Here is a 25742-nt window from a genome sequence, read left to right as displayed (position 1 = left end):
ATGGAAAAGAACGTCCACCTCTTCGTGCGTACCTATCCCGGGCTGGGCGTGGCGGCCCACGTCCTCACCCACCCACACCTGGCGGCCTTCGCGCCGACGCTGCACGCCGCGAGGCTCGACATCGCGGCGGTGGTGGGGCGGCTCCTCAAGCGAGGCGAGCTCTGGGACGAGGAGACGCACTGGAGCGACTTGCGCCAGCGGAAGACGACGCTGACGGTGCGCGCGCTCGAACACGGGAAGATGCTGTCCGTCCCGCTGCGCCTCACCGTGCTCACGCACGGGGTGAAGGCCCGCACCGCACGCAAGGGGGCATCGGCGCGCCAGTCCCTGCGAGTGTGGGTGCCCCGTGTGGACGTCAAGGGCACGCTGTATGACGCGGCGGACCTGGAGCCCTTCGTCGAGGAGCTGGTCCGCCACGAGCTCTACCTCGCGCCGCTCGACCGGCTGCACGCGCTGGCCTACGTGGGCGAGGAGCAGGTGGAGACGCTGTCGGTGCCTGTCCGCTTCCGGGACACGCCGCGTGCCCGCGCCGTCGATGCCGCGAAGCCGCAGCGGCGCCAGGCGCCACCACCCGGGCTCGCGGAAGCCAGCCGGTGCCTCAATGAAGAAGCGCGCGCGGGCTTGCTGGAGCGCGCCTGGGAGCGGGATCTGGAGGTGTCCCGGCTCGCGGAGGCCGTCACCTCGCGCACCCGCGCCAGCGTGCTCCTGGTGGGCCCGTCATCCGTGGGCAAGACGGCCCTGGTCCATGAGCTGGTGCAACGCGCGGAGGCGGCCACCCCGGGTTCGCCGCTCCACGGGCTGGAGGTCTTCAGCTCCTCCGGGGGCCGCATCATGGCGGGCATGCGCTACCTGGGGCAGTGGCAGGAGCGCGTGAAGCACATGGTGGAGGCCCTGCGTGTCCGCCGAGCCGTGCTGCACCTCGACAGCCTGTCGGAGCTGCTCTCCCTGGGTGGCGGGGACACGGGGCTGGATGTGGCGCGTCAGCTCCTGCCCGCGTTGGAGAGCGGCGAAGTTTCACTCGTCCTGGAGGCGACCCCCGAGGACGTGGCCCGCGCGGAGCGGACCCACGCCGCGTTCCTTCAATCGCTCCGGCACATCGCCGTGGCGCCCCTGTCAGCCCAGGCCGCGCGCACCGCGCTTCTGCAGGCCTCGCATCGGGTGGGCCGCGCGCGCAAGGTGCGCTTCACGCCCGATGCGCTGGACCGCGCGGGCGAGCTCACGGAGCGCTTCGGCTCGGGCCCTCTGCCCGGAGGCGCGGTGTCCCTGCTGCGCGCCGCCAGCACGGAGCCCGGCGCGGCCGGAGACGTGAACGCCGCCTCGGTGACGCGCGCCTTCTGCACCCGGACCGGCTACCCGCTCGAGCTGGTGGACTCCGCCATCCGGTTGGACCCGGACGCCCTGCTCCGCCGCCTCCGCGAGCGCGTGGTGGGCCAGGACGAGGCCACCCTCCTCCTGCGCAACCTGGTCGTCACGCTGAAAACGGGCCTGGCGGACCCCTCGCGTCCGCTGGGCGCCTTCCTGCTGCTGGGCCCCACGGGCGTGGGCAAGACGGAGTCGGCGCTCGCGCTGGCGGAGTACCTGTTTGGCGACGTGGCCCGGCTGGCGCGCTTCGACATGGCGGAGTACGCCGCGCCCGGCAGCGCCACCCGGCTGGTGGGAGAAGCGGGCGGCCAACAAGGCAGCCTGGCGCGGCGCGTCCGCGAGCAGCCCTTCGGCGTGGTGCTGCTGGACGAAGTCGAAAAGGCGGACGCGGGCGTCCATGACCTGCTGTTGCAGGTGCTGGGCGAAGGCCGGCTCACCGACGCCACGGGCCGCACCGTCAGCTTCCGCAACACCGTGGTGCTGCTCACCAGCAACCTGGGCGCGGACAGCGCGGGGCGCTCGCTGGGCTTCGGGGAGCGCGGCGTCCAGGAGCGGGCGGCGCATTACCTGGGGGCCGCGGCGGCCTTCTTCCGGCCCGAGCTGCTGAACCGGTTGGACCGGGTGGTGCCCTACCGCGCGCTCACGGAGGACGTCATCGAAGCACTCGCCCGGCGCGCGCTGGAGGCGGCCCTCTCTCGCGAGGGGCTCAGCCGCCGGGGCGTGAAGGTGGCCTTCGACGAGGACGTGGTGAAGCACCTGGCGCGCACCGGCTTCGACGCACGCTATGGGGCCAGGCCGCTCAAGCGCGCCGTGGAGCAACAGGTGGTCGCGCCCCTGGCGCGGTGGCTCGCGGCCCAGGCCACCAGCGCTCCGCCCCAGGTGGTGCTCCGCGTGGGAGCGGAGGGGCGGATTGCGTTGAGCGGCCTCGAATGACCTCCGAGGCCGCCCAGGCCAGCGATGGACGCCGTGCGTGGGCGTGCGGTGCGGCCTAGCCCTTGAGGTTCTGGGCCACGAAGTCCCAGTTCACCAGGTGCGTCAGGAACGTCTCGATGAACTTGGGACGCGCGTTCCGGAAGTCGATGTAATAGGCGTGCTCCCACACGTCGATGGTCAGCAGGGCCTTCTGGCCGTGCTTCATCGGCAGGTCGGCGTTGCCCGTCTTGGTGACCTTGAGCTTGCCGCCCTCCAGCACCAGCCACGCCCAGCCCGAGCCGAACTGCGTGGCCGCGGCGGTGGAGAACTCCTCCTTGAACTTCTCGAAGGAGCCGAAGTCACGGTCGATGGCCGCCGCGAGCTCACCCGTCGGCTTGCCGCCGCCAGCGGGCTTCATGCACTGCCAGAAGAAGGTGTGGTTCCACACCTGCGCGGCGTTGTTGAACACACCCCCCTCGCTGTTGAGGATGACCTCCTCCAGCGACTTGTTCGCCTCCGGCTTGCCGTCCAGGAGCTTGTTCAGGTTCGTCACGTAGGCGGCGTGGTGCTTGTCGTGGTGGAACTCGAGCGTCTCCGCGCTCATGTGCGGCTGGAGCGCGTCCTTCTTGTAAGGCAGTTCAGGCAGCGTGAACGGCATGGTCGTTTCCTTTCGGTGAGAGAAGTCAGGCGCCACCGCTATCAGACGGCGGCAGCGAGGTCACGGTTCGATAGCCCCGCTCCCAATAAAGAAGGGGCTCCCGCGGACGTCCCGCATGGAGACGTGTGACGCGGCCGACAATCAGCGTGTGGTCACCGTGACGGTGCAGGCCATGGACCTGGCATGACAGCCCCACCAGGCTGTCCCGCACGAAGGCGTCGGCGTCGAAGAGCTGCGCGTCGAGCTCACCCTTCGCGCACCGCACGGAGATGGAACGTTGGGCGGCGGACAGGATGCTGAGCGTGAAGACGCCGGAGGCCTCCACCCGCTTCAACGTGCGGGACGCCTCCGTCAGCGCCACCACCACCAGCGGCGGCTCCAGCGACAGCGAACTGAAGGAGCTCACCGTCGTCGCCCGCAGGCCTTCGGCGTCTCGTATCGCGACCACGGCCACGCCGGTGGCCCACTGGGCCATGGCATCCCGGAAGCCGCGCGTGTCCACACCTTCTGGCGTGCTCTGCGTCATGCCCCCTGGATACAGGCGCTCCGCCCACCTGTCATCACACCTGCCAATGGATTGGCGGGTTGTTGTTCCAATGGCAGGGGTCTGGATGACCCACCAACGCGGAGGCGCGCCGTCCCGGTGCCTGGAGCCCCCCCCCAGGCACCGGACGTGACACTCAGACGGCCAGCGTGCGGGACACCGGCAGCTCGCGGATGCGCGTGCCCGTGAGCGCGAAGATGGCGTTGATGATGGCGGGCGCCACCGGAGGCACGCCGGGCTCGCCAATGCCGCCGGACGGCAGCTCGCTGGGGACGATGTCGACGTGAATCTTCCGCGGCGCCTCGCCGATGCGCACCAGCTTGAGGTCGTGGAAGTTCGACTGCTCCGGCACCCCGCCCTTCATGGTGACGGCGCCGTGCAGCGCGATGCTCATGCCGAAGATGACGGAGCCCTCCATCTGTGAGCGCACGCGCTCCGGGTTGAGAATCGTCCCGGCATCCACCGACACCCACGCCTCGTCGACGCGGAGGCGCCCCTGGTCATCCTTGACCACCGAGGCCACCACGGCCACGTAGCTGAGGAAGCTGCGGTGCGCGGCGAGCCCCAGCGCCCGGCCCTTCGCCTTGCGCGCGTCCCAGCCAGACATCGCCGTCACGCGCTCGATGACACCGCGCAAGCGCCCCGCGTCCACGGGGTGGTCCTCCACGGCGGCGCCGTAGTTCCGCAGCGCGGTGATGCCCAGCTCCTGGAGCGACGCCTGCCGCGGCGGCCCCAGCACCTCCAGGAGCATGTCGCGCGGGTCCGTGCCGCGAAGGTGCGCCAGTTCGTCCACGAACGCGTTCACGGAGAAGGCGTGGAAGATGTTGTAGACGGAGCGGAGCCAGCCGATGCGCACGTGAGGGGGCGCCTCGCAGGTCTCCGCCCGGACGTTGGGCACGGAGAGCGCCAGGTCGAGCACGCCCTGCTGGAGGTCCGACGGGCTGGGCCGCGTGGCCTGCCCGAAGGTGGACGCGATGGGCGGAAACGCGGTGCGGTGCCGCCACGCGATGACCTTGCCAGACGCATCCATCCCCGCGGTGAGCTGCTGCGCGCTGACGGAGTGATAGTAGTCGTGCCGGACGTCGTCCTCACGCGTCCACTGCACGCGCACCGGCACGCCCGCTTCCTTCGCCAGCCACACCACCTCGGCGATGAAGTCCGCCTTGGACTTGCGGCCGAAGCCTCCGCCCAGGAACGTGACGTGGACCTGGACCTTCTCCTCCGGGAGCTCCGCCGTCGCCGCCGCCACGCCGCGCGCGGCCTGCGGATGCTGCGTGGGCGCCCAGACCTCACACGTCCCGTTCTCCACCCGCGCCAGGGCCACGGGAGGCTCCATGGGCACGTGGGACTGGTGCGGGACGTGGTACTCGGCCTGGACGACGCGGGCGGCGGAGGCGAGCGCCGCGTCGATGTCCCCGACGTTGCGCGCCACCGCTCCGGGCTCACGAATCGACGCCGTCAGCTGCTCCCGGTACGTCGCCGAGTCATAGGAGGCGTTCGGCCCGTCCTCCCAGGTGATGTCCAGGGCCTCGCGCCCGCGCATCGCCGCCCAGGTGTTCTCCGCGAGCACCGCGACGCCGCCCCAGGACTGGAACGTGTAGGGCGGCTTCGGCGCGGGCAGCTCGAAGACCTTCTTCACCCCGGGCACCGCGAGCGCGCGGGTGGCGTCGAAGCGAACGACCTTGCCACCCACGACGGGCGGGCGCGCCACGACCGCGATGAGCATCCCTGGCAGACGGATGTCGGCACCAAACACCGCGGTTCCCGTCACATAGGCCGGGCCGTCCAGCAGCGGCATGGGCCGGCCCGCCATCCGCAGCTCGCTCTTCGGCCGCAACTTGACGTCCTGCTCCTTCGGGATGGGCAGCTTCGACGCGGCGGCCACCAGCTCGCCGAAGCCCAGCGAGCGCGTGCCGTCGCGGAGGAACACCGCGTGGTCCCGGGCCTCGCACGCCTCCGGCTTCACCTTCCAGCGGCGGGCGGCCGCGGCCACCAGCATCACCCGAGCGGTGGCGCCCATGCGGCGGATGTCGTCGTACACGCCCCGCACGCTGCTGGAGCCGTCCGTGTTCTGGTCGCCGTAGACCTTGTCGCCGTCGGCCTGGGCCACCGTCACCCGCGCCATGTCCGCGCCCAGCTCATCCGCGACGAGCACCGGCAGCGAGCTGCGAATGCCCTGCCCCATCTCCGAGCGGGCACAGATGATGGTGACCGCTCCGTCCGGCGCCACATGGACGAACACGTTCGGGTTCAACCCCGGAGCGCCCTTCGCCGCGGAGGCCTCACTGGCCGCCACGGCCAGGCCGCCGGAGAAGACGCCCAGGGCGAGCCCTCCCACGGACAGGTTCAGGCCTTCCAGGAACGAGCGCCGGCTAATCAACGTGAGCAGCTTCGTCATGGCGGCCTCGTCACTCCTCGGACATGCCCGCGGCCTTCTTCACGGCCGAGCGGATTCGCGTGTACGTCCCACACCGGCACAGGTTGCCGGCGAGCGACTGGTCAATCTCCTTGTCCGACGGCCGCGGCTTCTTCGCCAGCAGCGCCGCCGCGCACATGAGCTGCCCCGCCTGGCAGAAGCCACACTGCGGCACGCCCAGCTCCACCCAGGCCTTCTGCAGCGGGTGATTGCCGTCGGGCGACAGCCCTTCGATGGTCGTCACCGAGCGCCCCTCCGCGCGGCGGATGGGCGTCACGCACGCGCGGATCGGCTGACCGTCGAGGTGGACGGTGCATGCGCCACACAGCGCCTGACCGCAGCCGTACTTCGTGCCAGTGAGCCCGAGCACATCCCGCACCGCCCACAGCAGCGGCATCTCCGGGTCGACGTCCAGCTCCTTCTCCTCACCGTTGATGCGAACGCGAACCGTCACGGCCGTGCCTCCTCGCTCGGGCACTCCGAGCCCGTCTCCACCCAGGCCGCGACGATGGCGCCGAACTGCGCCTGCGTCCCCGGAGCGGGCTCACGCCCCGAGCCCGGGTTCCATCCCCAGGCCACCAGCGCGTCGTGGGCGTTGTGTTCAATCATCTGCTCGGGCGTCTTGCCGCCGTTGCGCTTCGTGTCCTTGAGCTGCTCGCACACCTCGCGAGGGCTCTTCCCCACCCACGCCATTTCAATGGGGGCGACATGCCACTTCGGCGCGCCGGGCACGCGGGTCAGGTCCTGGTTCTTGTCCTGGTGGCAGCTGGTGCACTCCATGCCCACCACGCCGTGGTCCTCGGGGCCGCGCACCACGGGCGGGTCATGGAGCTGACCGTCGTCGCCTTGCAGGGGGCTGTCGCCCGCCGGGTGACAGTTCGCGCACCGCGGATGGAAGAAGACGCGGCTGGCCTCCAGGAAGAGCGCGCGCGAGCGCTCCTTCCGGTCCGGGATGGCCGCGAAGGCGTCCACGGGGCGCAGCGCGTTGGGGGCAACCTCGGGCAGCGCGGGAACCTGCGCCGCCGCGGCATCGGGCTCCCGCTTGCATCCTCCCGCCAGCAGGAGGACGCAGAGCGAGGCCATGACCGGAAGAGATGGCTGCATCACGCCAAGGCTCCGGCATGTCCGTACCAACTACAAGGCGAATGTTCGGGGGCCAGGATGACCCCACACGTGACGGTTCAGTGAACGGCGCCCGCCTCAGCCTGCTCGGCTTCCGTCTCAGCGGCCTCCACCTCGTCAAACCGGAATTTTCCATCCTTGAAATCCGCGCTCACGCGGCTGTTTTCATGGATGTCGCCCGAGATGAGCTTCTCCGCGAGCGGCGCCTCGATGGCGCGCTGGATTTCACGCCGCAGCGGACGCGCGCCGAAGGTCGGGTCCCACCCCTTGTCCACCAGCGCCTCCAGCGCCGCGGACGTCACCTCCAGCGCGATGCCCTGGCCGTGCAGCAGGCGGCGCGTCTTCTCCAGCATCAGGTCCACGATGGCGCGCAGCTGCGCGCGGTTGAGCGGCTCGAAGACCACTGTCTCATCGATGCGGTTGAGGAACTCGGGCGGGAAGTGCCCCTTGAGCACGCCCATGACGCGCTCCCGCATGCGCTCCTGCGGCTCCTTGCGCGCGGTGGACTCCTGGATGAGGTGCGAGCCCAGGTTGCTGGTGCCGATGATGACGGTGTTCTTGAAGTTCACCACCGTGCCCTGCGCGTCCGTGAGCCGCCCGTCATCCAGCACCTGAAGCAGCATGTGGAACACGTCGGGGTGGGCCTTCTCCACCTCGTCGAAGAGGAGCACGCTGTAGGGCCGCCGCCGCACGGACTCCGTGAGCTGCCCGCCCTCCTCGTAGCCGACGTAGCCCGGCGGTGCGCCCACCAGCCGGCTCACAGCGTGCTTCTCCATGTACTCACTCATGTCGAAGCGGATGAGCGCCTTCTCGTCACCGAAGAGCAGCTCCGCCAGCGTCTTCGCCAGCTCCGTCTTGCCCACGCCCGTGGGGCCCAGGAAGAGGAAGGAGCCGATGGGACGCGACTCGTCCTTCAGCCCCGCCCTCGCCCGCCGGATGGCCTGCGACAGCACGCGGATGGCCTCCTCCTGACCGATGACGCGCTCGTGCAGCCGCGACTCCAGCTCCAGCAGCTTCTTGCGCTCGTCTTCCGTCATCTGCGTCACGGGGATGCCCGTCATGCGCGACAGCACCTCCGCCACGTCCTCGGCGCGGACCTCCGGCGTCTCACCGGACTTCTGCGTGCGGCGCTCCTTCTGGGCGCCCTGGACCTCGCGCTCGGCGGCGTTCAGCTTCGACTCCAGCTCCTGGATGCGCGGCCCCGCCTTCCGGCCGCGCGCCTCGTCGAGCGAGCGCTTCACCTTCACCACCTCGTGCTCGGCGTTCACCAGGCGCTCCGGCGGCAGCGTGAGCCGCAAGCGCACCCGGGCCGCCGCCTGGTCCACCAAATCAATGGCCTTGTCCGGCAGGAAGCGCCCGGTGACGTAGCGGTCCGACAGCTCCACCGCCGCCACCAGCGCCTCGTCCGCGATGCGCACGCGGTGGTGGGACTCGTAGCGGTCCTTGAGGCCTCGCAGAATCTCGATGGCCTGCTCGGCCGTCGGCTCCGGGACGACCACGGGCTGGAAGCGGCGCTCGAGCGCGGCGTCCTTCTCGATGCGCTTGCGGTACTCGTCCAGCGTCGTCGCGCCGATGACGTGCAGCTCGCCGCGCGCCAGGGACGGCTTGAGCATGTTGCCCGCGTCCATGGCGCCCTCCGCCGCGCCCGCCCCGACGATGGTGTGAATCTCGTCGATGAAGAGGACGATGTCCTCGCTGTGCGCCTTCACCTCGTCCATGACCTTCTTCAGCCGCTCCTCGAACTCGCCGCGGTACTTGCTGCCCGCGAGCAGGCCGGACAAATCCAACTGCAGCACGCGCTTGTCCCGCAGCGTGTCGGGGACGGCCGCGGAGATGATGCGCTGGGCGATGCCCTCCACGATGGCCGTCTTGCCCACGCCCGGCTCACCGATGAGCACCGGGTTGTTCTTCGTGCGGCGCGAGAGGATTTCGAGCGTGGTCTCGATTTCGTTGGCCCGCCCCACCACCGGGTCCAGCTTCCCTTCCGAGGCCAGGCTCGTCAGGTCGCGGCAGTACTCATCCAGCGTGGGCGTGGGCGACCGGCGCGCCTCGTCGGAGGAAGGCGCCAGCGACTCCGCGACGGATGCGCGCGCCTTGCCATGCTGGGCGCCTTGCTCGCGCAGAAGCTCCGACGCCAGGCCTTCCCCTTCCTGGAGCAACCCGAGCAGCACGTGCTCGGGGCCCACGTAGGAATGCCCCAGCTCGAAGGCCTCCTGGTACGCGAGCTCCAGGGCGCGCTTGGCGTGCGGCGACAGCTCGGGGCGCTCCATGGGGCGCTTCCCACGGCGCAGCTCGGACTCGGCGCGCTCGGCGACGCGGGCCGGGTCCAGCTTCATGCGGCTGAGCGCCGCCTTTCCCAGCGGGTCCTTCGCGAGCGCCACCAGCAGGTGCTCCGTGTCGATGGAGGCCGCCCCCGCGCTCCGCGCCGCCTCGAAGGCCGCCTCCAGCACGCGCCGCGTCTCATCGGAGAAGGCCTCGGTGATGTCGTAGCGCTCCACCGGCTGCTGGAGTGAGCGCGACAGCCCCCCGAAGTCCTCGTCTCCGAAGTCACTGAAGAACTGGTCGAAGAGCGACGTGCCCAGGCCCATGCGCCCGAAGCGCGAGCGCTGGCTGCTGCAGATGTCACACAGGGACTCGGTGGTCCGCCGGTTCCCCATGACGCGCGTGACGCGGGTGGACGCTGGGCGCTGGTGGCAGAGGTCGCAGACATTGGCCATGGTTTGGGATCCCCCGGACGACGACGGTTCAACCCCAACGCTAGGGACGGCCGGTGCGCCTCACCTCGGCCCCAGGCCAGGGCCGGGCGTCCAAGGTGGCCCCCCGTTGCACGGGACGCTAACCTGCCGGAAGAGTCGTTTTTCCACGCCCTCCGGGAGTCCCCGACATGTCCGAACAGAAACCCCGCCTGAAGCGCCCCGTGGAGAATGTCCGCGCCGAGCTGCTCGCGGACCCAGACACCCAGCGCATCGCGAAGTCCCTGGACATGGAGCTGGAGGCCTACGTCGAGCTGGTCCTCGACTACGCCCAGAACCCGGACAAGGAGCCAACGCTCATCGTCGCCCCGGACGAGGAGCTGCGCGCCGCCGGCTACAACCCGCCGTCCACCCAGGACGTCGCCAACTTCTTCATCGCCGCCGCCAATGGCGAGCTGGGCATTGGCCCGCCCAAGTCCTATTACAGTGGCTTTGAAGGGAAGCAGGATGACGCGAACAAGCCGTCCCTGCGGGGGGATGAGGGCCAGGAGCCCGTGAAGGTGGACGAGGAGACCAGCCAGAAGCTCCGCCAGCACGTGCCCAAGGGCGGGCCTGATCGCGTCTAGGCGGATTTGACGCAACTTTCTCCCACGCTCCCCGACAATCCGTACATTCAACCTCTTTCGTAAAGGTTTTCCCCATGTCCGTTGGCGGCGCAGGTGGTTCGAACGGTGGCCGTGGCTCGAATGGCGCGAGCAGTGCTGGTCGGAGCGCCGCCGCGGGTGCGGCCAGCGCGGCGAGCAAGGCCGCGGGCGGTATCGCGGGCGCGCTGGGCGGTATCGGCAAGGCGCTGGGCGGCATCGGCAAGGCGGTAGGCGGCCTGGCGAACGGCCTCAGCGGCATCGCCGGCAAGATTGGCAGCGCGCTGGGTCAGGTGTCCGGCCTCGTCGACAAGGCGATGAGCGCCATCACCGGCCCGCTCAAGGGCATGATTGGCGGGCTGCTGGACAAGCTGCCCTTCGGCATTGGCCAGCTCGCCAAGCCCTTCGTCGACAAGTTCATCGACAACGGCCTGGCCATGGTCGCTGGCGGTCCGCTGGGCGGCGTGGCCTCCATGCTCGGCAAGGCCGGCACCGTGGGCAAGCTGGCGGACATGGTGGAGACGGTCCGCACCGGCGCGAAGACGGTGGGCGACATCGCCGAGGGCCGCTTCAACGCCCAGCAGATGGCGGCCTTCGCCCAGGCCCAGCTGATGCGCGGCCTGTAATCCCGAATCGGATGGAAGCTCCCAGGGCCAGTTCCCACGCAGGTGGGGGCTGGCCCTTCGTTCGTTTCCGAGTCCGTGTGCGTCCGCACGCGGAGTGGCCACCCGGGGCATGACGCCGCTTGTTGCTGGCGACACCCGCCCGCAGCCGTTAAGGAGGGCCTCTCCCGCGCTGACGCCTCCATGCGAACCACTCATCGTCCCCTCACCACCTTGGCCCTGGCCTTGAGCCTCTTCATGGCCGCATTGGAAGCCACAGTCGTTTCCACGGCCATGCCCACGGTGGTGGGTGAGCTGGGTGGCATCCAGCACTACGCGTGGGTCTTCACCGCGTACATGCTGTCGTCCACCATCACCGTGCCCATCTACGGGAAGCTGGCGGACCTCTACGGCCGCAAGCCCGTGCTCCTGTTCGGCATCGTGCTGTTCCTCGTGGGCTCCATCGCCAGCGGCCTGTCCACGTCCATGGCCATGCTCATCGGCTTCCGGACGCTCCAGGGGCTGGGCGCGGGCGCGATGCAGCCGGTGGCGCTCACCGTCATCGGGGACCTCTACACGTTGGAGGAGCGCGCGAAGGTCCAGGGCGCGTTCAGCGCGGTGTGGGGCATCGCCGGCCTGATTGGGCCCATCACCGGTGGCTTCATCGTGAAGTACCTCACGTGGCACTGGGTCTTCTTCATCAACGTCCCGGTGGGCCTGGGCTGCGTCGTGCTGCTGCTGAGCTATTTCCACGAGCGTGTGGAGCGCAAGCCCCAGAAGCTGGACTACGCGGGCGCCGCGCTGCTCACCGGCTGGGTGGTGGCGCTGCTCGTGGGCGTGCAGGGCGTGGGTGTGAATCTGTGGGGCCTGCCCGTGGCGGCGGTGCTCCTCGCGGCCTTCGTCGCCGTGGAGCGCAAGGCGGCCGAGCCCATCATCCCCATGTCCATCTTCAAGGTGCCGGCCATCGTCATCTCCTCCATCGCGGGAGCGCTCTTCTCCGCGGCGATGTTCGGGGCCACCACCTACGTTCCGCTCTTCGTCCAGGGCGTCCTGGGGGGAACGCCCACCGAGGCCGGCGGGATGATTACGCCGATGATTGTCGGCTGGCCGCTGGCGGCGCTCGTGGCCGGGAAGCTGCTGCTCAAGACGGGCTTCCGCCCGCTCATCGTGGGCGGGCTGGGCTTGACGGTGGTGGGCACGTCGCTGATGGCGCTGCTGCTGGGTCCCCAGGCCCCCAAGCTGGTGCCGGAGGTGGCCATGGGCCTGTTCGGCATCGGCATGGGCTTCGCGTCCACCGCGCTGCTCATCGCCGTGCAGACCAGCGTGGGCTGGGAGCTGCGCGGCGTGGCCACCGCCAGCAACATGTTCTTCCGCACCATCGGCGGCGCCATCGGCGTGGGGTTGATGGGCGGCGTCATGGTGTCGCAGCTGCTCAAGGACCCGACGGTGCCGATTTCGGCCGCCAACGCCTTGATGAGCCCCGACCATGGCCGGGACCTGCCCGCGGACCTGCTGGCGACGCTGAGCGGCGCGCTGGGCGCGGGGCTGAGCATCAACTTCTGGCTCATCTGCGCCTTCACCGTGGCCGCCTTCACGGCGGGGCTGTTCTTCCCCAAGGTGTCGCGCACCACGACGGTGTCCACCACCGAGGTGGCGGCGCCGCACTGACGTCCGTGCGGCGCCCCTGGGCGCGGCTTCAGAGGCCGTCAATCATCCGGAGGGCCACGTCCGGCATGAAGGTGCCGGCGGGCGTGTTGGGCGCGACGCCGCACTGGCCGTCGGAGTCCCCGGGGACCTTGATCCACAGGACCAGCTCCGCGCCGCCCACGCCCACCTGGTTCGTCGTGCCAATCCTCCGGCCGGCGGGGTTGCACCACTCCCCGTTGGAGCCATTGCCGTTGCGGCTGGTGTCCACCACGAAGGGTTTGGTGTAGCCGTACCGGCTGCTCAGCGAGCTGTTGACGGAGCCCGCGTACGAGGCCGACTGCGCGGTGGTGTAGAAGTTCGACACGTTGAGCGCGAAGCCCCGCACGTTGCGCACGCCCATGTTCTCCAGCCGCTGGGCCATGGTGTCCGCGTTGATCCACAGGGCGTTGCCCGCGTCCAGGTAGGCCCACGTGTTCGGCGCGCGGTCCCTGAACTGCTCGGTGGCGTAGCGAATCAGGCTGATGCGCGTCTGCCGCTCGGCGTCGTTCGCCAGGCAGTCGAGCTGGGCGACGGCGTCCGGCTCGATGATGACGACGGCGGGACGGTTGCCGATGGCGGCGGCGAAGGACGAAACCCACGTCCGGTACGCCTCCGGCGACCCCGCGCCTCCGCCCGAGTGGCTGCCGCAGTCACGGCCCGGGATGTTGTAGGCCACCAGCACCGGCAGCTTGTCCGCCGCGTCCGCTGCCGCGACGAAGCTGGACACCGCAGTGGTGATGTCTCCGCTCCACGCGGCGAACCAGCGCGCGGCCAGGTTGTTCGCGATGGAGGACTGGATGCGCGCCGCGCGCGAGTCCCCGCTGTTGGCCCGGACCCAGTTCGCGGGGTTGGAGTTCGGGTCGATGTAGAAGCCGCTCGTCATCCCCAACGGCCCGCCGCCACCGCCGCCGTCCTCCGTGGTGAGCGAGATGTCATCGATGAACGCGCTGAACCCTGTCGCGCGGCCTCCCATCTGGAAGGTGACCTGTCCCGCCTGCGTGGCCAGCGTCGACGTGAAGGGGAACGTGAAGCGGCGCGACGTGCCGTCCAACGTTATCTGCCGGTCCAGCGGCGCCGTGTACGGCGGGCTCTCCAGTTGCACCGTCACGCGGACCGTCGTGCTCACTGAAGCGGAGGCGGTGAAGGACAGCGTGTACGCCCGGCCACTCACGAGCGGAATGTCATCCTGGCCAATCAGCGCGTCCCAGGGGTTGACCGTCCCGCCGCCCACGTCCACGCGCAGCCGGGCGTTCTCCACGCGGGACTGCGTGTTGGGGCCACTCCACCAGGGCGATACGGTGCCGCCGCTGAAGGTGCCATTGGAGACGAGCTCGGTCAGCGCATCGGCGCGAATGCCGAGCGCCTCGGGCTCCGCCGGGGCGGGCGGCTCCGAGGGACCACAGGCAGTCGCGATGGCCGCCGCGAGCATCAGCGCGGCCGGAGCGGTGAAGCGACGAAACGGTGAACAGGCGGAGTCACTTGGTTGCACGAAGCCCTTCCTCCCGCCCGCGCGAGGACGCCAGGGAGCGGCGCCCGGAGTGACGCGGGCTGTGTCGAGTGCGTGGCCCGTGGGTGGCCCCGCGAGCACGCGGCGCCACACTTGCACGTTTTTCCTGATTTACAGCCCTTCAATCCGCTGTGGTTCAGCGAAGTGCGCGCAGATGAACAGGCGGCACGCGGTACTCAGAGGCCTGCTCCACCACGCGGCCCAGCCGCAGCAGCAGGTGCTCCTCGTAGGGGCGGCCCGTGAGCTGGAGCCCCACTGGGAGCCCCTCTTCGTCGAAGCCGGCTGGCACCGACAGCGAAGGGAAGCCCGTCAGGTTGGCCAGGCGCACGAAGCGCATCAGGGCATCGACGACGGGCAGGTTCGACTCGCCATCCGGAAGCGCCGCCTCCGGGATGAGGGGCGCCGTGGTGGCCGTCGTCGGCGTGACGAGGACGTCCACGCCCGCCATCTGCGCCAGCAGCTCGCGCGTCAGGCGATGCCGGTGCCGCAGGGCGTGCACCAGGTCCGTGGCCCGGAAGTGCCGACCAATGGCCAGGTTGGTGCGCGTGTCGAGCCCGAACTCCGACGGATGCGCCTTCACGTGGGGAAGCATCGCCTCCGACATCTCACTCAAGATGATGCAGCTGTGCGTCCACAAGACGGTGTTGAGGTCGGGAGGCGGAAGCTCCACCACGCGCGCGCCCGCGGCAGACAGCGCGGCCACGGCTTCCTTGCAGCGGGCGACGACGTCCGCGTCGGCGTCCTCGAAGTAGTCCCAGCAGATGCCCAGCCGCACGCCGCTCAGGCCCTCATCCTCGTAGCCAGACAGGTGATGCGGCGACTGCCCCTGTGAGACGAGGTCATGTCCATCCGGCCCCGCGAGCAGCGCATAGGCGGCGGCGACGTCGTCCACGGTGAGCCCCATGGGGCCCACGTGGCCCACGTTCCAGCACAGCGGCGGCACGCCCGTCTCCGGGATGCGGCCCCACGTCGCCTTGAGGCCGACGATTCCGCACAGGGCCGCGGGGATGCGGATGGAGCCGCCACCGTCGGCGCCGATGCTCAAGGGGCACAGGCCCGCGGCCACTGCGGCCGCGGAGGCGCTGGAGCTGCCACCGGTGATGCGGCCCGTGTCCCAGGGATTGCGGGCGGCGCCGTGGTGGGGGTTCAACCCGATGGGGTTGATGCCAATCTCATTCATGTTGGCCTTGCCGAGGATGATGGCGCCCGCGGCCTTGAGCCGGGCCGCCACCGTCGAGTCCGCCGTGGCCTCCTGTGTGCGGAACCGCGTGCCCAGCGTGGTGGGGAACCCGGCCAGGTCGACCTCGTCCTTCAGCACGACGGGAATCCCGTCGAGCACGCTCAGCGGGCGGCCCGCGCGCAGCCGCTCAGTGGACGCCTCCGCGGCCCGGTGCACCTCGTCCGGCTTGCGGGAGATGAACAAGCCCAGGCGCTGCTTCCCGCTGTCCATGCGGGCGATGGACTCATGAATGCGCCGCACCACGGCCACCGGGTCCGTGGCGCCCTCGCGGTAGGCGCGGACATAGGACGCGACGCTCTCACGCTCCGGTGGGCTGGCGGACGCGGCGATGGCGCGCGCGGCCTGCTCCGTGGGCGTCTGCGACTCCGTGGCCGCGGTGCCCTGGGGCAGGGGGAACTGGAGCGGCGGCGCATCCCCCGCCGGGAGCTCACGCCAGCGCTCGATGCCGCTGTCCCGCGTCAGCTTGTCCAGCATCACCGACCCGACGCCGCTCTCGAGCGCGTTCACGAAAGCCTTGAGCGCCAGGCCCGACACACGGGGCGCCTTCACGGGGTTGCGTTGGTAGGTCATTGCGCGGCAGCCTACCCCCGAGCCGGCGATACCGCATGAGCGATGGTGGCCCATTCAGCGGCACGCCTCGTCGTGAGCCAGATACCGCGCGTCCGGGACGGCGGCGGCGACGCGTCGCAGGAAGGGCTCCGAGTCCACGAACTGCTCCAGGTGAAGAACGCCGCTTCCAGGGCCGTGACCGGCGAGCAACTCGCGAGCCACCTCCGCCGCGACCCGCCCCGTCAGCATCGCCTCTCGCCGGCCTTGCAGTGTCATGACCCGCGTCGCGGGCATGCCCGCGGAGTGTCCCCTCGCCTGCGCCAGAACCGAACACACATCCGAGCCCGCGTGGACCCGCAGGGCCAGCCAGGTCGCGACACGTCGGAGCGGTGGCCATCGCAACAGCCGGCCCATCCCCAGTCGGACGGCGAGCGCGGCCAGACGGCCCAACCCAGGTGGGTCGAAGCACAGCCATGTCGACACGGTGGGAACGGACAACGTGCGTGCAACGGTTCGCTGGTCCGGGAAGTTGAACCGCCACGCACGGCGCGGCCTCGCTTCTCCAGGGAAGTGGACCCAGGTGGCCTCGTGGAACCCGTGGACACGGTGGAGTTGTCCCTGTCGGTAGACGTCGAACGGCGCGGAGAGGTTCTCCAGCGTCCATTCGATGGCCGCCGCGCCGTGAATGTCGCCGCCACCCAGCAACACGAAGAGGTCCAATTGCTCCACGGTGTCGAGCAGAGACGCCGCCCGCGCCGCCAGGACCTGCGTGAGCCCCGGAGCCACCCCCACGCTGAGCACAGCGGTGCTCCCCGATTGAGCCGCGACGGGCGCCAGTCGCTCGAAGGCGGCCAAGGACACCTCCGATGCCGACACGTCGACGTAGTCGAGGCCTGAACGCAGGCAGTACTCGACAAATGAAGATGCCTGTTGGTCCAGGCACATCACCACGAGCGCGACACCGTTCAGGTGCGCCACGGCATCGGACGCGGTGACGTCGAGCGCCCGCGCCCGTGTCCCCTCCCCCGTGCGCCGCGCGAGCGACTCCGCCTTGGCCCTGCTGCGGCCAGCCACCACCACGCGGCCCGGGAACGAGGGAGCCAGGATGCGAACGACCTCCTGCCCCACCTGCCCGTAGCCGCCCACCACGAGGATGTCCCCGGTGCGTCCCACAGCGTCCATCTTCGAACCTCTCCGTCATGCGTCCGGAAGGGTTCTGCCGCCAGTTTCCGTGGAATGCGACCAAGGTCCGTGAACATCATCTGTGCGGACCACGCATCAATGCCCTCGCTCTCGAACATTGAAGCCTTCGTTCGCGCCGCCGAGCACGGTGACTTCACCCGTGCGGCACGGAAGCTCCAGCTCACCGCGTCGGCCGTGAGCCGGCGCATTGCCCGCCTGGAGGAGGAACTGGGCGTCGTGCTCTTCCAGCGGACAACCCGCGCCATGCAGCTCACCGAGGACGGTCGTGCGTTCTACGCCCGCTGCCAGCGCATCCTCGGGGAACTGGAGGATGCGAAGGAGTCGCTCTCCCGTTCCCGGCACAGGCCCGTGGGCGTGCTCCGAGTGAACGCGCCACAAGTCATCGGCCAGCTGGTGCTCATGCCGGCGCTGCCTCGCTTCCTCACGGCGTACCCTGGCGTCGAGCTGCGCCTGACACTCCGGGACGAGGTGGTGGACCCCATCACCGAAGGCGCCGACGTGTTCCTGAGACTTGGAATCCTGGAGGACTCGAGGCTGGTGGCTCGGAAGCTGGGCACCACGCGGTTGCTCGCCTGCGCCGCCCCCGCGTACCTGCGACGTCACGGCCGACCCGAGACGGTGGCGGACCTGCGCCGGCACAACTGCCTGGGCTTTCTCCGAGAGCGCGCGCCCGCCTCCTGGCTGCTGCATGACGGGAGCGACCCGGTGAGCGCCGAGCCCCGAGGCACGTTCCACACGAACCACGGTGCCACCTTGCGTGAGGCGACCGTGCTGGGCCTGGGCATCGCCCAGCTCTTCGACTTCATGGTGGCCCGCGAACTGGAATCCGGAGCGCTCGTGCCCGTTCTGGAAGAACAGGCGGGTGCGCCCCGCCCCATCCATGCTTTGTACCCGCGCGGTAAACACCTTCCCTCGCGGGTTCGCGTCTTCTTGGACTTCGTGGCTACGCTCTTCCCCCGGTGAGCGGAGAGCAAGTCGTTGAGCAGGAGGAGCTACATGCAAAGGGCAGATGGCGCACGGCGCGGCTCACTCGACACCGTGCTGCGCGAACGGTTCGGACTGACGGACTTCCGCCCCGGGCAGCGAGAGGTCCTCGAAGCCCTGCTCGGTCCGAGCGCCGCGGCGCTCGCGGTGTTCCCCACGGGTGGCGGCAAATCACTCTGCTATCAGCTTCCGGCGTTGCTGCTGGAGGGCATCACGGTGGTGGTCTCACCGCTGATCGCGCTGATGAAGGACCAGATTGACGCCCTGGCCCGGCAGGGCATTCGCGCCGCGCGGCTGGACGCCTCGCTGTCGGTGGACGACTCACGGGAAGTCACGCAGGCGCTGCGTGAGGGTTCGCTCAAGTTGTTGTACGTGGCACCCGAGCGCTTCAACAACGAGCGCTTCACCGCCCTGCTCCGTGAGCTGCGCATCTCCCTGTTCGCGGTGGATGAGGCGCACTGTGTCTCGGAGTGGGGCCACAACTTCCGGCCGGACTATCTGAAGCTGGCGAAGGCCGCGCGGGAGCTGTCGGCCGAGCGAGTCCTCACGCTCACCGCCACGGCGACGCCCTCCGTCGTCCGGGACATCTGCCAGGGCTTCGGCATCCCCGAGGAGAACGCGGTCGTCACGGGCTTCTACCGGCAAAACCTCACACTGGAGACAACCCCAGTTCACGCCGAGGTCCGCGACGCACTGCTCGTCGAGCGGCTCGGTTCCCGAGCGCCCGGCCCCACCATCGTCTACGTCACGCAGCAGAAGACCGCCGAGCGCGTGGCCGCGTTCCTCTCCGCCGAAGGACTCCCCGCCAGCGCCTACCACGCGGGCCTGGAGTCGGAGGTCCGTGAGCGGGTGCAGGAAGCTTGGATGGCCTCCTCGAATGGCATCGTCGTGGCCACCATCGCGTTCGGGATGGGCATCGACAAGGCGGACGTACGGGCCGTGTATCACTACAACCTGCCCAAGGGCCTGGAGAGCTACAGCCAGGAGATCGGCCGCGCCGGGCGCGATGGAGCGCCGTCGGTGGTGGAGCTGTTCGCGTGTCCGGACGACGTCTCCAGCCTGGAGAACTTCGCGCTCGGGGACACCCCCACGCGGGAAGCGATTCAAGGTCTGGTGACGGAGTTGCTCAGCCTGGGTCCCGAGCTGAGCGTCGACATGTTCGCTCTGTCCAGCCGGCATGATGTGCGGCCGCTCGTGCTGCGCACGGCGCTGACGTACCTGGAGCTCGAAGGCGTGCTGAGGCAGGGCACGCCGTACTACGCGGGCTACAAGGTGCAGCCGCTCGTGTCGCTCGATGCGCTCGTGGGGCGCTTCCAGGGAGAACGGGTGCAGTTCCTGCGCGACGTGTTCGCCCAGGCGAAGAAAGGACGTACCTGGTACTCGCTGGACCCGGCCGAGGTGGCGAGCTCGCTACGACAGCCCCGCGAGCGGGTGGTCCGAGCCATCGAGTATCTCGAGGAGCAAGGAGTCGTGTTGCTCCAGATGTCTGAGCCGCGTCAGCGATTCACTCGGCTGCGCTCCCAGGAGGACGCCGCGGCGCTCACCACGCTCCTCCATCAGCGCTTCCAGCAGCGCGAGGTTCAGGAGGTCACGCGTGTTCGGGACGTGTTGAAGCTCGTCACCCATGCGGGGTGCCAGAGCAATGCGTTGGTCGCCCACTTCGGTCAGCGGCGGGAGCAGCCATGTGGGCACTGCACCTTCTGCCGGACCGGGGAGGCCCAGATGCTCCCCGCGGTGCGCCGGAGGCCGGCGCTGCCCGCGGGCCTCGACGTGGCGGGCTTCCGAGCCCTGGCCGCGAAGCATCCCGAGGCGCTCCGGCACCCGAGGCAGGCCACGAGGTTCCTCTGTGGATTGAGCAGTCCCGCCCTCACGCGGGCGAAGCTCGGGGGACACAAGCTGTTCGGCGCGCTGGAGGGCTGGCCCTTCGCGGAGGTGCTGAGCTTCTGTGCCCAACTGGCCGTGGCTTGACGGGCATCACCCCTGGTCGAGCACGCCCGCGCGATAGTCCTCGAAGGCCTGGCGGATCTCCTCGCGGGTGTTCATGACGAACGGGCCGTACTGGACGATGGGCTCACGTAGAGGGCGTGCGGCGGCGATGAGCAGCTCGCTCCGGCGATTCCGCGCGCGAACGCGAAGCCGGCCTCCCGGGCCGAGCAATGCCAGCGAGCCCTCGCGCACCGGCTTCGACGTGCCTTCGGGGCCCACGTCTACCTCGCCCGTGGACACGAAGGCGAAGGCGGTGTGGTCCGCCGGTGTGTCGAGTTCGAAAGGGCGGTCGTCCTCGAGCGCCAGGGTCAGCAAGAGCGGCTGCGTGGGGCGCTCACGCACGGGGCCCCGGAGCCCGTTCATGTGGCCCGCGATGACACGCGCGCGGCTCCCCGAGGGAGACAGGCGCTCCTCCGCGAGCTGCGCTGGCGTGTGATCCTGGTAGGCGGGCGGGCACAGCTTCTCCTTCGCGGGGAGGTTGAGCCAGAGCTGGAAGCCGGACATGAGCCCCTGCACCTGCTCCGGCATCTCCGAGTGGATGAGACCACGGCCCGCGGTCATCCACTGCGAGCCCCCTCCGGCGATGAGCCCGCTGTTGCCACGGCTGTCCCGGTGGCGCATCCGCCCGTCTAGCATGACCGTGACTGTCTCGAAGCCCCGATGCGGGTGATTCGGGAAGCCGTTGATGTAGGCCCCGGGGTCATCGGAGTGGAACCGGTCCAGCATGAGGAACGGGTCGATGTTCCTCAGCGCGGGCTGCCCGATGACCCGCGTCAACTGGACCCCTGCCCCATCCGTCGCGGGAATGCCTTCGAGCGCCTGCACCACGCTGCGCTGCGACTGCAGGATGACTGCGGGTGATTCCGAACGCCGACACCCCACGACCGAGGCGGCCACGAGCAGGCCTGACTGAAGGAGGAAGCGGCGGCGGGAGGTGGCGTTCATGGAGGGCTTGCCGGAAACCGGAGGTGCGCCCCCGAGCCTCCTCCGGGAGCCGCCCGGAGTCCATGCACGAGCCGGGGATCGAACCCGGACGACCCTTACGGGCCAGCGGATTTTAAGTCCGCTGCGTCTGCCAGTTCCGCCACTCGTGCCCTGCTGCGGGCAGCACCCTACAGGGCCTGTCCTCCCTCCGGCAAAGGCCTCGTGCAGCCCCCAGCGCTCTTCCTTTTCCGCTGGGGCACCAGGCAAGCCCGGGCGCCAGGCTCGCGTCCTACGGCGCCCCTGGCCCCGCGCCAGGGCGCCCGGGGATGCGCCAACCCCTCAAGAGCGTTGAAGAATCCAGGGCCCTGGGTCGGATTCGCCGCTTGGGAGGCCGGTTCCGGGCCCCGACTCTTCACAGTTCGACGGACAGCATGTGCTCCACCGTCGCATCCCGCCTGACCCTGTTATAAAGCGCCCCCCATGCTCGAGACCGTAACCAAGGGCTTCCGCGCCGCCAAGAACCGCCTCGCCGGCAAGAGCGAGCTCACTCCGGAGCTGGTCGACGAGTCGCTGCGCGACATCCGCGTCTCCCTGCTCGAGGCCGACGTCGCCTTCGACGTCGTGAAGAAGTTTGTCGCCCGCGTCCGCGAGAAGTCCGTGGGCGAGCTGGTGCAGACGACCCTCACCGACACGGCTGGCCAGAAGCGCAAGGTCAGCCCGATGGACCACTTCATCAAGATCTGCCACGACGAGCTGGAGGCCCTCATGGGGCCCGTCGACACCAGCTTGAAGCTGAAGCCCAAGGGCCAGCTGTCCGGCATCATGATGGTGGGCCTCCAGGGCTCCGGTAAGACGACCACGACGGGAAAGCTCGCCAGCCGGCTCCTCCAGGAAGGGCGCAAGCCCCTGCTCGTCGCCGCCGACATCTACCGCCCCGCCGCCGTGGACCAGCTCAAGGTCCTGGGCGAGCGGCTCAAGGTCCCCGTCTACCACGAGCCCGGCGTCCAGCCGCCCGAGCTCGCCAGGCGGGGCTACGCCGCCGCGCGCGAACAGAAGTGCGACGTGGTGCTCATCGACACCGCCGGCCGGCTCGCCATCGACGAAGCGCTGATGGCCGAACTGGAGTCCATCAAGGGCAACGTCCAGCCGGACAACATCCTGCTGGTGTGCGACGCGATGATTGGTCAGGACGCCGTGCGCACGGCGGCGGAGTTCGACCGGCGGCTGACGCTGGACGGCTTCATCCTCACCAAGCTGGACGGTGACGCCCGCGGCGGCGCCGCGCTGTCCATCAAGGAAGTCACGGGCAAGCCCATCAAGTTCCTCGGCATGGGCGAGTCCATGGACAAGCTGGAGGAGTTCCGCCCGGCCGGCCTCGCGGGCCGCATCCTCGGGTTCGGCGACATCGTCGGCCTGATGAAGGACTTCGAGAAGGTCGTCGACGAGAAGAAGGCCGAGGAGGATGCCAAGAAGCTCCTGTCCGGCCAGTTCACGATGAAGGACTTCGTCGAGCAGATCCGCATGGTCCGGAAGATGGGACCGCTCAAGGACTTGCTGGAGAAGTTCCCCCTCTTCGGCGACCTCACCGAGCACCTCAACCCGGACGAGAAGGAGCTCACGAAGATTGAGTCGATGTACGACTCGATGACGGCGAACGAGCGCCTGCGGCCGGACTCCATCAACACCAGCCGCGTCAACCGCATCGCCAAGGGCAGCGGCCGCAAGGTCGAAGAGGTCAAGGAGCTGCTCCAGAAGTTCGGGATGATGCAGCAGGTCATGGGCTCTATCGGGCAGAACCCGGGCCTGCTGGGCCGCATCCCCGGCTTCAAGCAGCTGGGTCAGCTGTCGCAGATGAAGAACATGGACCTCTCCAGCATGTTCGGCGGCGACCCGAAGATGATGGAGAAGATGATGAGCGGTGGGATGCCCGGCATGGGCATGCCCATGCAGCTGCCGCAGATCGCCCCCGGCTACACGCCGCCCATGGGCCAGGCCGCCATGGCCAAGGCCCGGTTGATGGGCTACGCGCCGCCCTCCGCCACCGGCAAGAGCGAGGACCGCGACGCCATCAAGGAGCGCCGCAAGCGGGAGAAGGAGAACAAGAAGAAGAACCGGAAGAAGAAGTAGGCCGCCCGCGGCCCCGGTGCCCACGCCCGCCTCCCCGCATCCGTGCTGGGAGGGCGGGCGTTCGTGTTTCTGGGGGCACATCCGCGCGTCCGGACTGGAATCCGCCGGCGGGGACAGGCCTGTCACAGGGCGTGGTATGGGGCTGACATCCGCGCGCGACCGGCCGACGCTCGTATCGCTGGGTCCGCGCGGAAATGAACCGTGCCTCGCTGGGCCTCGATTGCATCAACGCTCATCGCGGCACCTGGAACGCTCTTTGCGAAGCCTCCAACTCATGTCCAGACTTCCCTGTGCCCTGCTGTTAGCCGCAATCTCCTTGTCCACGGCGTGCATCAACGTCCCAGAGGTCGAGCCCGACCCAACCCCGGACGGAGGAGCGCAGCCCACAACGAAGTTCACACTGAGCGTGAGCCCCAGCGAGGACTCCGTACTCCAAGGCGGCAACCGCGACATCCAAGTCTCCATCGTCCGAGCCACTGACTTCACGGACAGCGTCACGGCGACACTGGAGCAGCCGCCCTCTGGAATCACCGCGCAGCCCGCGACAATTCCCGCCGGAGCGTCCACCGCGATTTTGACCATTCAGGTCTCCGACAACACGGCGGTCGGAGAAGCGACGCTCACGGTGCACGCGGCATCGAGAAACGACTTCCGGACGGCCTCGCTCAAGCTCGCCGTCGCGCGGGCAGGGGACCTGGTCGTGCGATGGGCAGCACCCGCACCGGGGGAATCTCTCACCTACACCAATGGAGCGCTGCAGCTCGAAGCAACGATTGAGGGGGGCGCAGCCGAGGCCGTTGAGTTCTACCGGGATACACAGCTGCTGGCTCGGGTCTCTGCACCACCGTACACCTACACCTGGGATACCCGGGGGATGAGCGAAGGTGAGTTCCAGCTCACCGCACGGGCCCTCCGAGGAGGCACGTCTTTCACGAGCGTGGCGCGGACGGTGGCTGTGGATCGCACACCTCCGACTGTCGCGAGCCGAACTCCAGCGTCGAGCAATTCCCAGGTCAGCGCGCGCACATCGCTGGAAGCGACGTTTACCGAGCCCCTGCGCTCCGCGAGCATTTCTCAGGACAACGTCGAAGTGCTCGTTCACGGCAACTCACGGGTTGAGGCCGCCATCAGCCTCTCTGCTGACGGAACAACTTTGAGCATTGTCCCTTCCATCCCCCTTCCCGCCCCCAGTACCGTTCTGGTGAAGCTCGGAACCAGCGCGCAGCCCATCCTGGATCTGGCGGGCAATGTTCTGCACTCCACCAGCGAATGGCTATTCACGGTCCCTGTCTGGCTTCCTGTCGGAGGAACCCTCAGTGCGTTTCCCGGAGCAACTCCGGCCGAGAATGCCGTGCTCGCGCTGGATGCGGATGACCGGCCCGTTGTCGCATGGTCGGAGTTCGACGGTTCGTCCAAGAACATCCATGTGGCCCGCTGGAACGGAGCGAACTGGGTTCACCTGGGCGAAGGACTGAGCGGCCTCGCCGGGGCAGGGACTCATGCAGAGAACCCGGCTCTCCATATTGATGCTTCGGGGGGAATCTTGGTGGTCTGGGATGAGGCAACGGGAGTTGGAATCGGAAAGAATCTTTACGCGAGGCGCTGGAACAGCACGTCCTGGGAAGACCTACCTGCGTTTCCCATAACGGGCAGTGTGGAGACACTCATTGGCGAGCCGTGCCTCACAACAACAAATACCGGAACCGTTTACGTCTACGCGACGCACGTATCGGGTGTTGGGCGGCTCGCGGCCTTTGAACTTCAAACGGGCGCGACGAACTGGGCCCCCATCAACGTACACCGCCCAATAGACTACGACACGACCGCCAGCGCGACCATCAGCGCACAGGGCACCAATGTCTTCGTCGCATATGATGCCTACCATGGCCCAGATGAAACACGTGTCATTGGCGTACTACAGAACCATTCAACTGCCTTGGGAAGCAGCCTCATCACGCTACCACAGTCCGCAGTAGCGACCAGCCCTGGCATTGCAATCTCAACAGGCGGGGTACCGTTTGTGACCTGGGAAGAAGTGCGGCAGAGTTCAGAAGAACGAACAATTCACTTCTCAAACTGGACAGGCAGCGCATGGGCCGAACCGGCGCTCATCAGCCATCTTTCCACAGACAACACTGATGCATCGCTCGCAATCGGCGAAAACGACATTCCCATGGTGGCATGGAGCGGTGTCACGAACTCCCAGCGCTCCATTCATGTCTCCCGCCGCCCTAGCTCCACCTGGGAGCCTATTGGACCACCTTTAATTTCGTCGTCAGGCGGCGACGTGGAGGCATTCCATCCCGCGCTGGAGATTGATCGTGAAAACCGGCCCTGGCTGGCATGTAACCGTCCGGTGGACGTCGTGCTAGGAGGCTTGATGACGGACGAGGACCGTGTTCGGCGCGCGCCTCGACGAGCGAGCTGTTCAGTGACTGAGCTGGAGGAGCGAATCGTGCGGGTCGGCGGCGCGTCGCCGCTTCCACTCGTGGGGTAGCAGCTCACCGATGCGCGAGTTGGGGTGTGTCTGCACGCGCAGCAGGACGTCCGCGAGATACGTCTCGGGGTTGACGCCGTTGGCCTCGC

General features: G+C 68.9%; 19 protein-coding genes and 1 tRNA gene. 8 read left to right on the top strand and 12 right to left on the bottom strand.

Translation table 11 applies throughout. The features are described 5' to 3' along the window. The gene (locus HV824_RS13330) at nt 1-2295 is read left to right on the top strand and encodes an AAA family ATPase (RefSeq protein WP_176416551.1); all 2295 of its coding nucleotides are present in this window, start codon (nt 1-3) and stop codon (nt 2293-2295) included. A gap of 55 nt (nt 2296-2350) precedes the next feature. On the opposite strand, the gene HV824_RS13325 is transcribed toward HV824_RS13330, so the two are convergent. The 6 genes from HV824_RS13325 to HV824_RS13300 form a co-directional block, all read right to left on the bottom strand. After that, on the bottom strand, nt 2351-2932 hold the full coding sequence (locus tag HV824_RS13325; protein WP_163777234.1) for a superoxide dismutase: 582 nt from the start codon (nt 2930-2932) through the stop codon (nt 2351-2353). A 25-nt stretch (nt 2933-2957) separates the two neighbouring features. Continuing rightward, nucleotides 2958-3458 carry a flavin reductase family protein gene (locus HV824_RS13320; protein WP_176423432.1) on the bottom strand — a complete coding sequence of 167 codons (501 nt, stop codon included), beginning with the start codon at nt 3456-3458 and terminating at the stop codon, nt 2958-2960. 154 nt (nt 3459-3612) lie between these two features. Then, entirely contained in the window at nt 3613-5874 is a 2262-nt protein-coding gene (locus tag HV824_RS13315) for a molybdopterin cofactor-binding domain-containing protein (RefSeq protein WP_176423431.1), read from the bottom strand. Nucleotides 5875-5884: 10 nt separating this feature from the next. Next, the gene (locus HV824_RS13310) at nt 5885-6346 is read right to left on the bottom strand and encodes a (2Fe-2S)-binding protein (RefSeq protein ID WP_176423430.1); all 462 of its coding nucleotides are present in this window, start codon (nt 6344-6346) and stop codon (nt 5885-5887) included. Beyond that, nucleotides 6343-6996, bottom strand: coding sequence for an Isoquinoline 1-oxidoreductase subunit (locus HV824_RS13305; protein ID WP_176423429.1), 654 nt, complete (start codon nt 6994-6996; stop codon nt 6343-6345). Before HV824_RS13305 ends, HV824_RS13310 begins: the two co-directional genes overlap by 4 nt. 77 nt (nt 6997-7073) lie before the next feature. Beyond that, nucleotides 7074-9731 (bottom strand): ATP-dependent Clp protease ATP-binding subunit, encoded by a 2658-nt coding sequence (locus HV824_RS13300; protein ID WP_176423428.1) that lies wholly within the window; start codon nt 9729-9731, stop codon nt 7074-7076. Between the two features lie 167 nt (nt 9732-9898). Between HV824_RS13300 and HV824_RS13295 the strand changes: the two genes are divergently transcribed. From HV824_RS13295 to HV824_RS13285, 3 genes are all read left to right on the top strand, one after another. Beyond that, nucleotides 9899-10333: a hypothetical protein gene (locus HV824_RS13295; RefSeq protein WP_163777246.1), complete on the top strand. Its 435-nt coding sequence runs from the start codon at nt 9899-9901 to the stop codon at nt 10331-10333. A gap of 74 nt (nt 10334-10407) precedes the next feature. Continuing rightward, nucleotides 10408-10974, top strand: coding sequence for a hypothetical protein (locus HV824_RS13290; RefSeq protein WP_176416545.1), 567 nt, complete (start codon nt 10408-10410; stop codon nt 10972-10974). Between the two features lie 180 nt (nt 10975-11154). Next, nucleotides 11155-12618: an MDR family MFS transporter gene (locus tag HV824_RS13285; RefSeq protein ID WP_176416544.1), complete on the top strand. Its 1464-nt coding sequence runs from the start codon at nt 11155-11157 to the stop codon at nt 12616-12618. Between the two features lie 28 nt (nt 12619-12646). Here HV824_RS13285 and HV824_RS13280 read toward each other — a convergent pair whose 3' ends face one another. The 3 genes from HV824_RS13280 to HV824_RS13270 form a co-directional block, all read right to left on the bottom strand. Continuing rightward, on the bottom strand, nt 12647-14125 hold the full coding sequence (locus tag HV824_RS13280) for a glycoside hydrolase family 6 protein (protein WP_176423427.1): 1479 nt from the start codon (nt 14123-14125) through the stop codon (nt 12647-12649). 154 nt (nt 14126-14279) lie between these two features. Further along, entirely contained in the window at nt 14280-15953 is a 1674-nt protein-coding gene (locus tag HV824_RS13275; RefSeq protein WP_176416542.1) for an amidase, read from the bottom strand. Nucleotides 15954-16007: 54 nt separating this feature from the next. Next, the gene (locus HV824_RS13270) at nt 16008-17114 is read right to left on the bottom strand and encodes a saccharopine dehydrogenase family protein (protein ID WP_176423426.1); all 1107 of its coding nucleotides are present in this window, start codon (nt 17112-17114) and stop codon (nt 16008-16010) included. 69 nt (nt 17115-17183) lie between these two features. On the opposite strand from HV824_RS13270, the gene HV824_RS13265 reads away from it, so the two are divergent. Continuing rightward, nucleotides 17184-18098 carry a LysR family transcriptional regulator gene (locus HV824_RS13265; protein ID WP_368738055.1) on the top strand — a complete coding sequence of 305 codons (915 nt, stop codon included), beginning with the start codon at nt 17184-17186 and terminating at the stop codon, nt 18096-18098. Nucleotides 18099-18131: 33 nt separating this feature from the next. Continuing rightward, nucleotides 18132-20087: an ATP-dependent DNA helicase RecQ gene (locus HV824_RS13260; protein ID WP_176423425.1), complete on the top strand. Its 1956-nt coding sequence runs from the start codon at nt 18132-18134 to the stop codon at nt 20085-20087. 6 nt (nt 20088-20093) lie between these two features. Here HV824_RS13260 and HV824_RS13255 read toward each other — a convergent pair whose 3' ends face one another. After that, nucleotides 20094-21050: a pirin family protein gene (locus HV824_RS13255; protein ID WP_176423424.1), complete on the bottom strand. Its 957-nt coding sequence runs from the start codon at nt 21048-21050 to the stop codon at nt 20094-20096. A 63-nt stretch (nt 21051-21113) separates the two neighbouring features. Then, a tRNA-Leu gene (locus tag HV824_RS13250) sits at nt 21114-21199 on the bottom strand. 310 nt (nt 21200-21509) lie between these two features. Here HV824_RS13250 and ffh point away from each other — a divergent pair. Then, on the top strand, nt 21510-23156 hold the full coding sequence (gene ffh, locus HV824_RS13245) for a signal recognition particle protein (protein WP_176423423.1): 1647 nt from the start codon (nt 21510-21512) through the stop codon (nt 23154-23156). Between the two features lie 406 nt (nt 23157-23562). Beyond that, nucleotides 23563-25653, top strand: coding sequence for an Ig-like domain-containing protein (locus tag HV824_RS13240; RefSeq protein ID WP_176423422.1), 2091 nt, complete (start codon nt 23563-23565; stop codon nt 25651-25653). Here the strand turns inward: HV824_RS13240 and HV824_RS13235 are convergent. Then, nucleotides 25585-25742, bottom strand: a 158-nt coding sequence (locus HV824_RS13235) for a transposase domain-containing protein (protein ID WP_176423421.1), incomplete at its 5' end; no start/stop codon positions are given. The two genes, HV824_RS13240 and HV824_RS13235, sit on opposite strands and share 69 nt — an antisense overlap.

The sequence above is a fragment of the Myxococcus sp. AM009 genome (assembly GCF_013372605.1).
Lineage (GTDB): Bacteria > Myxococcota > Myxococcia > Myxococcales > Myxococcaceae > Myxococcus > Myxococcus vastator.
This window is presented reverse-complemented; position numbering and strand designations above follow the sequence as displayed.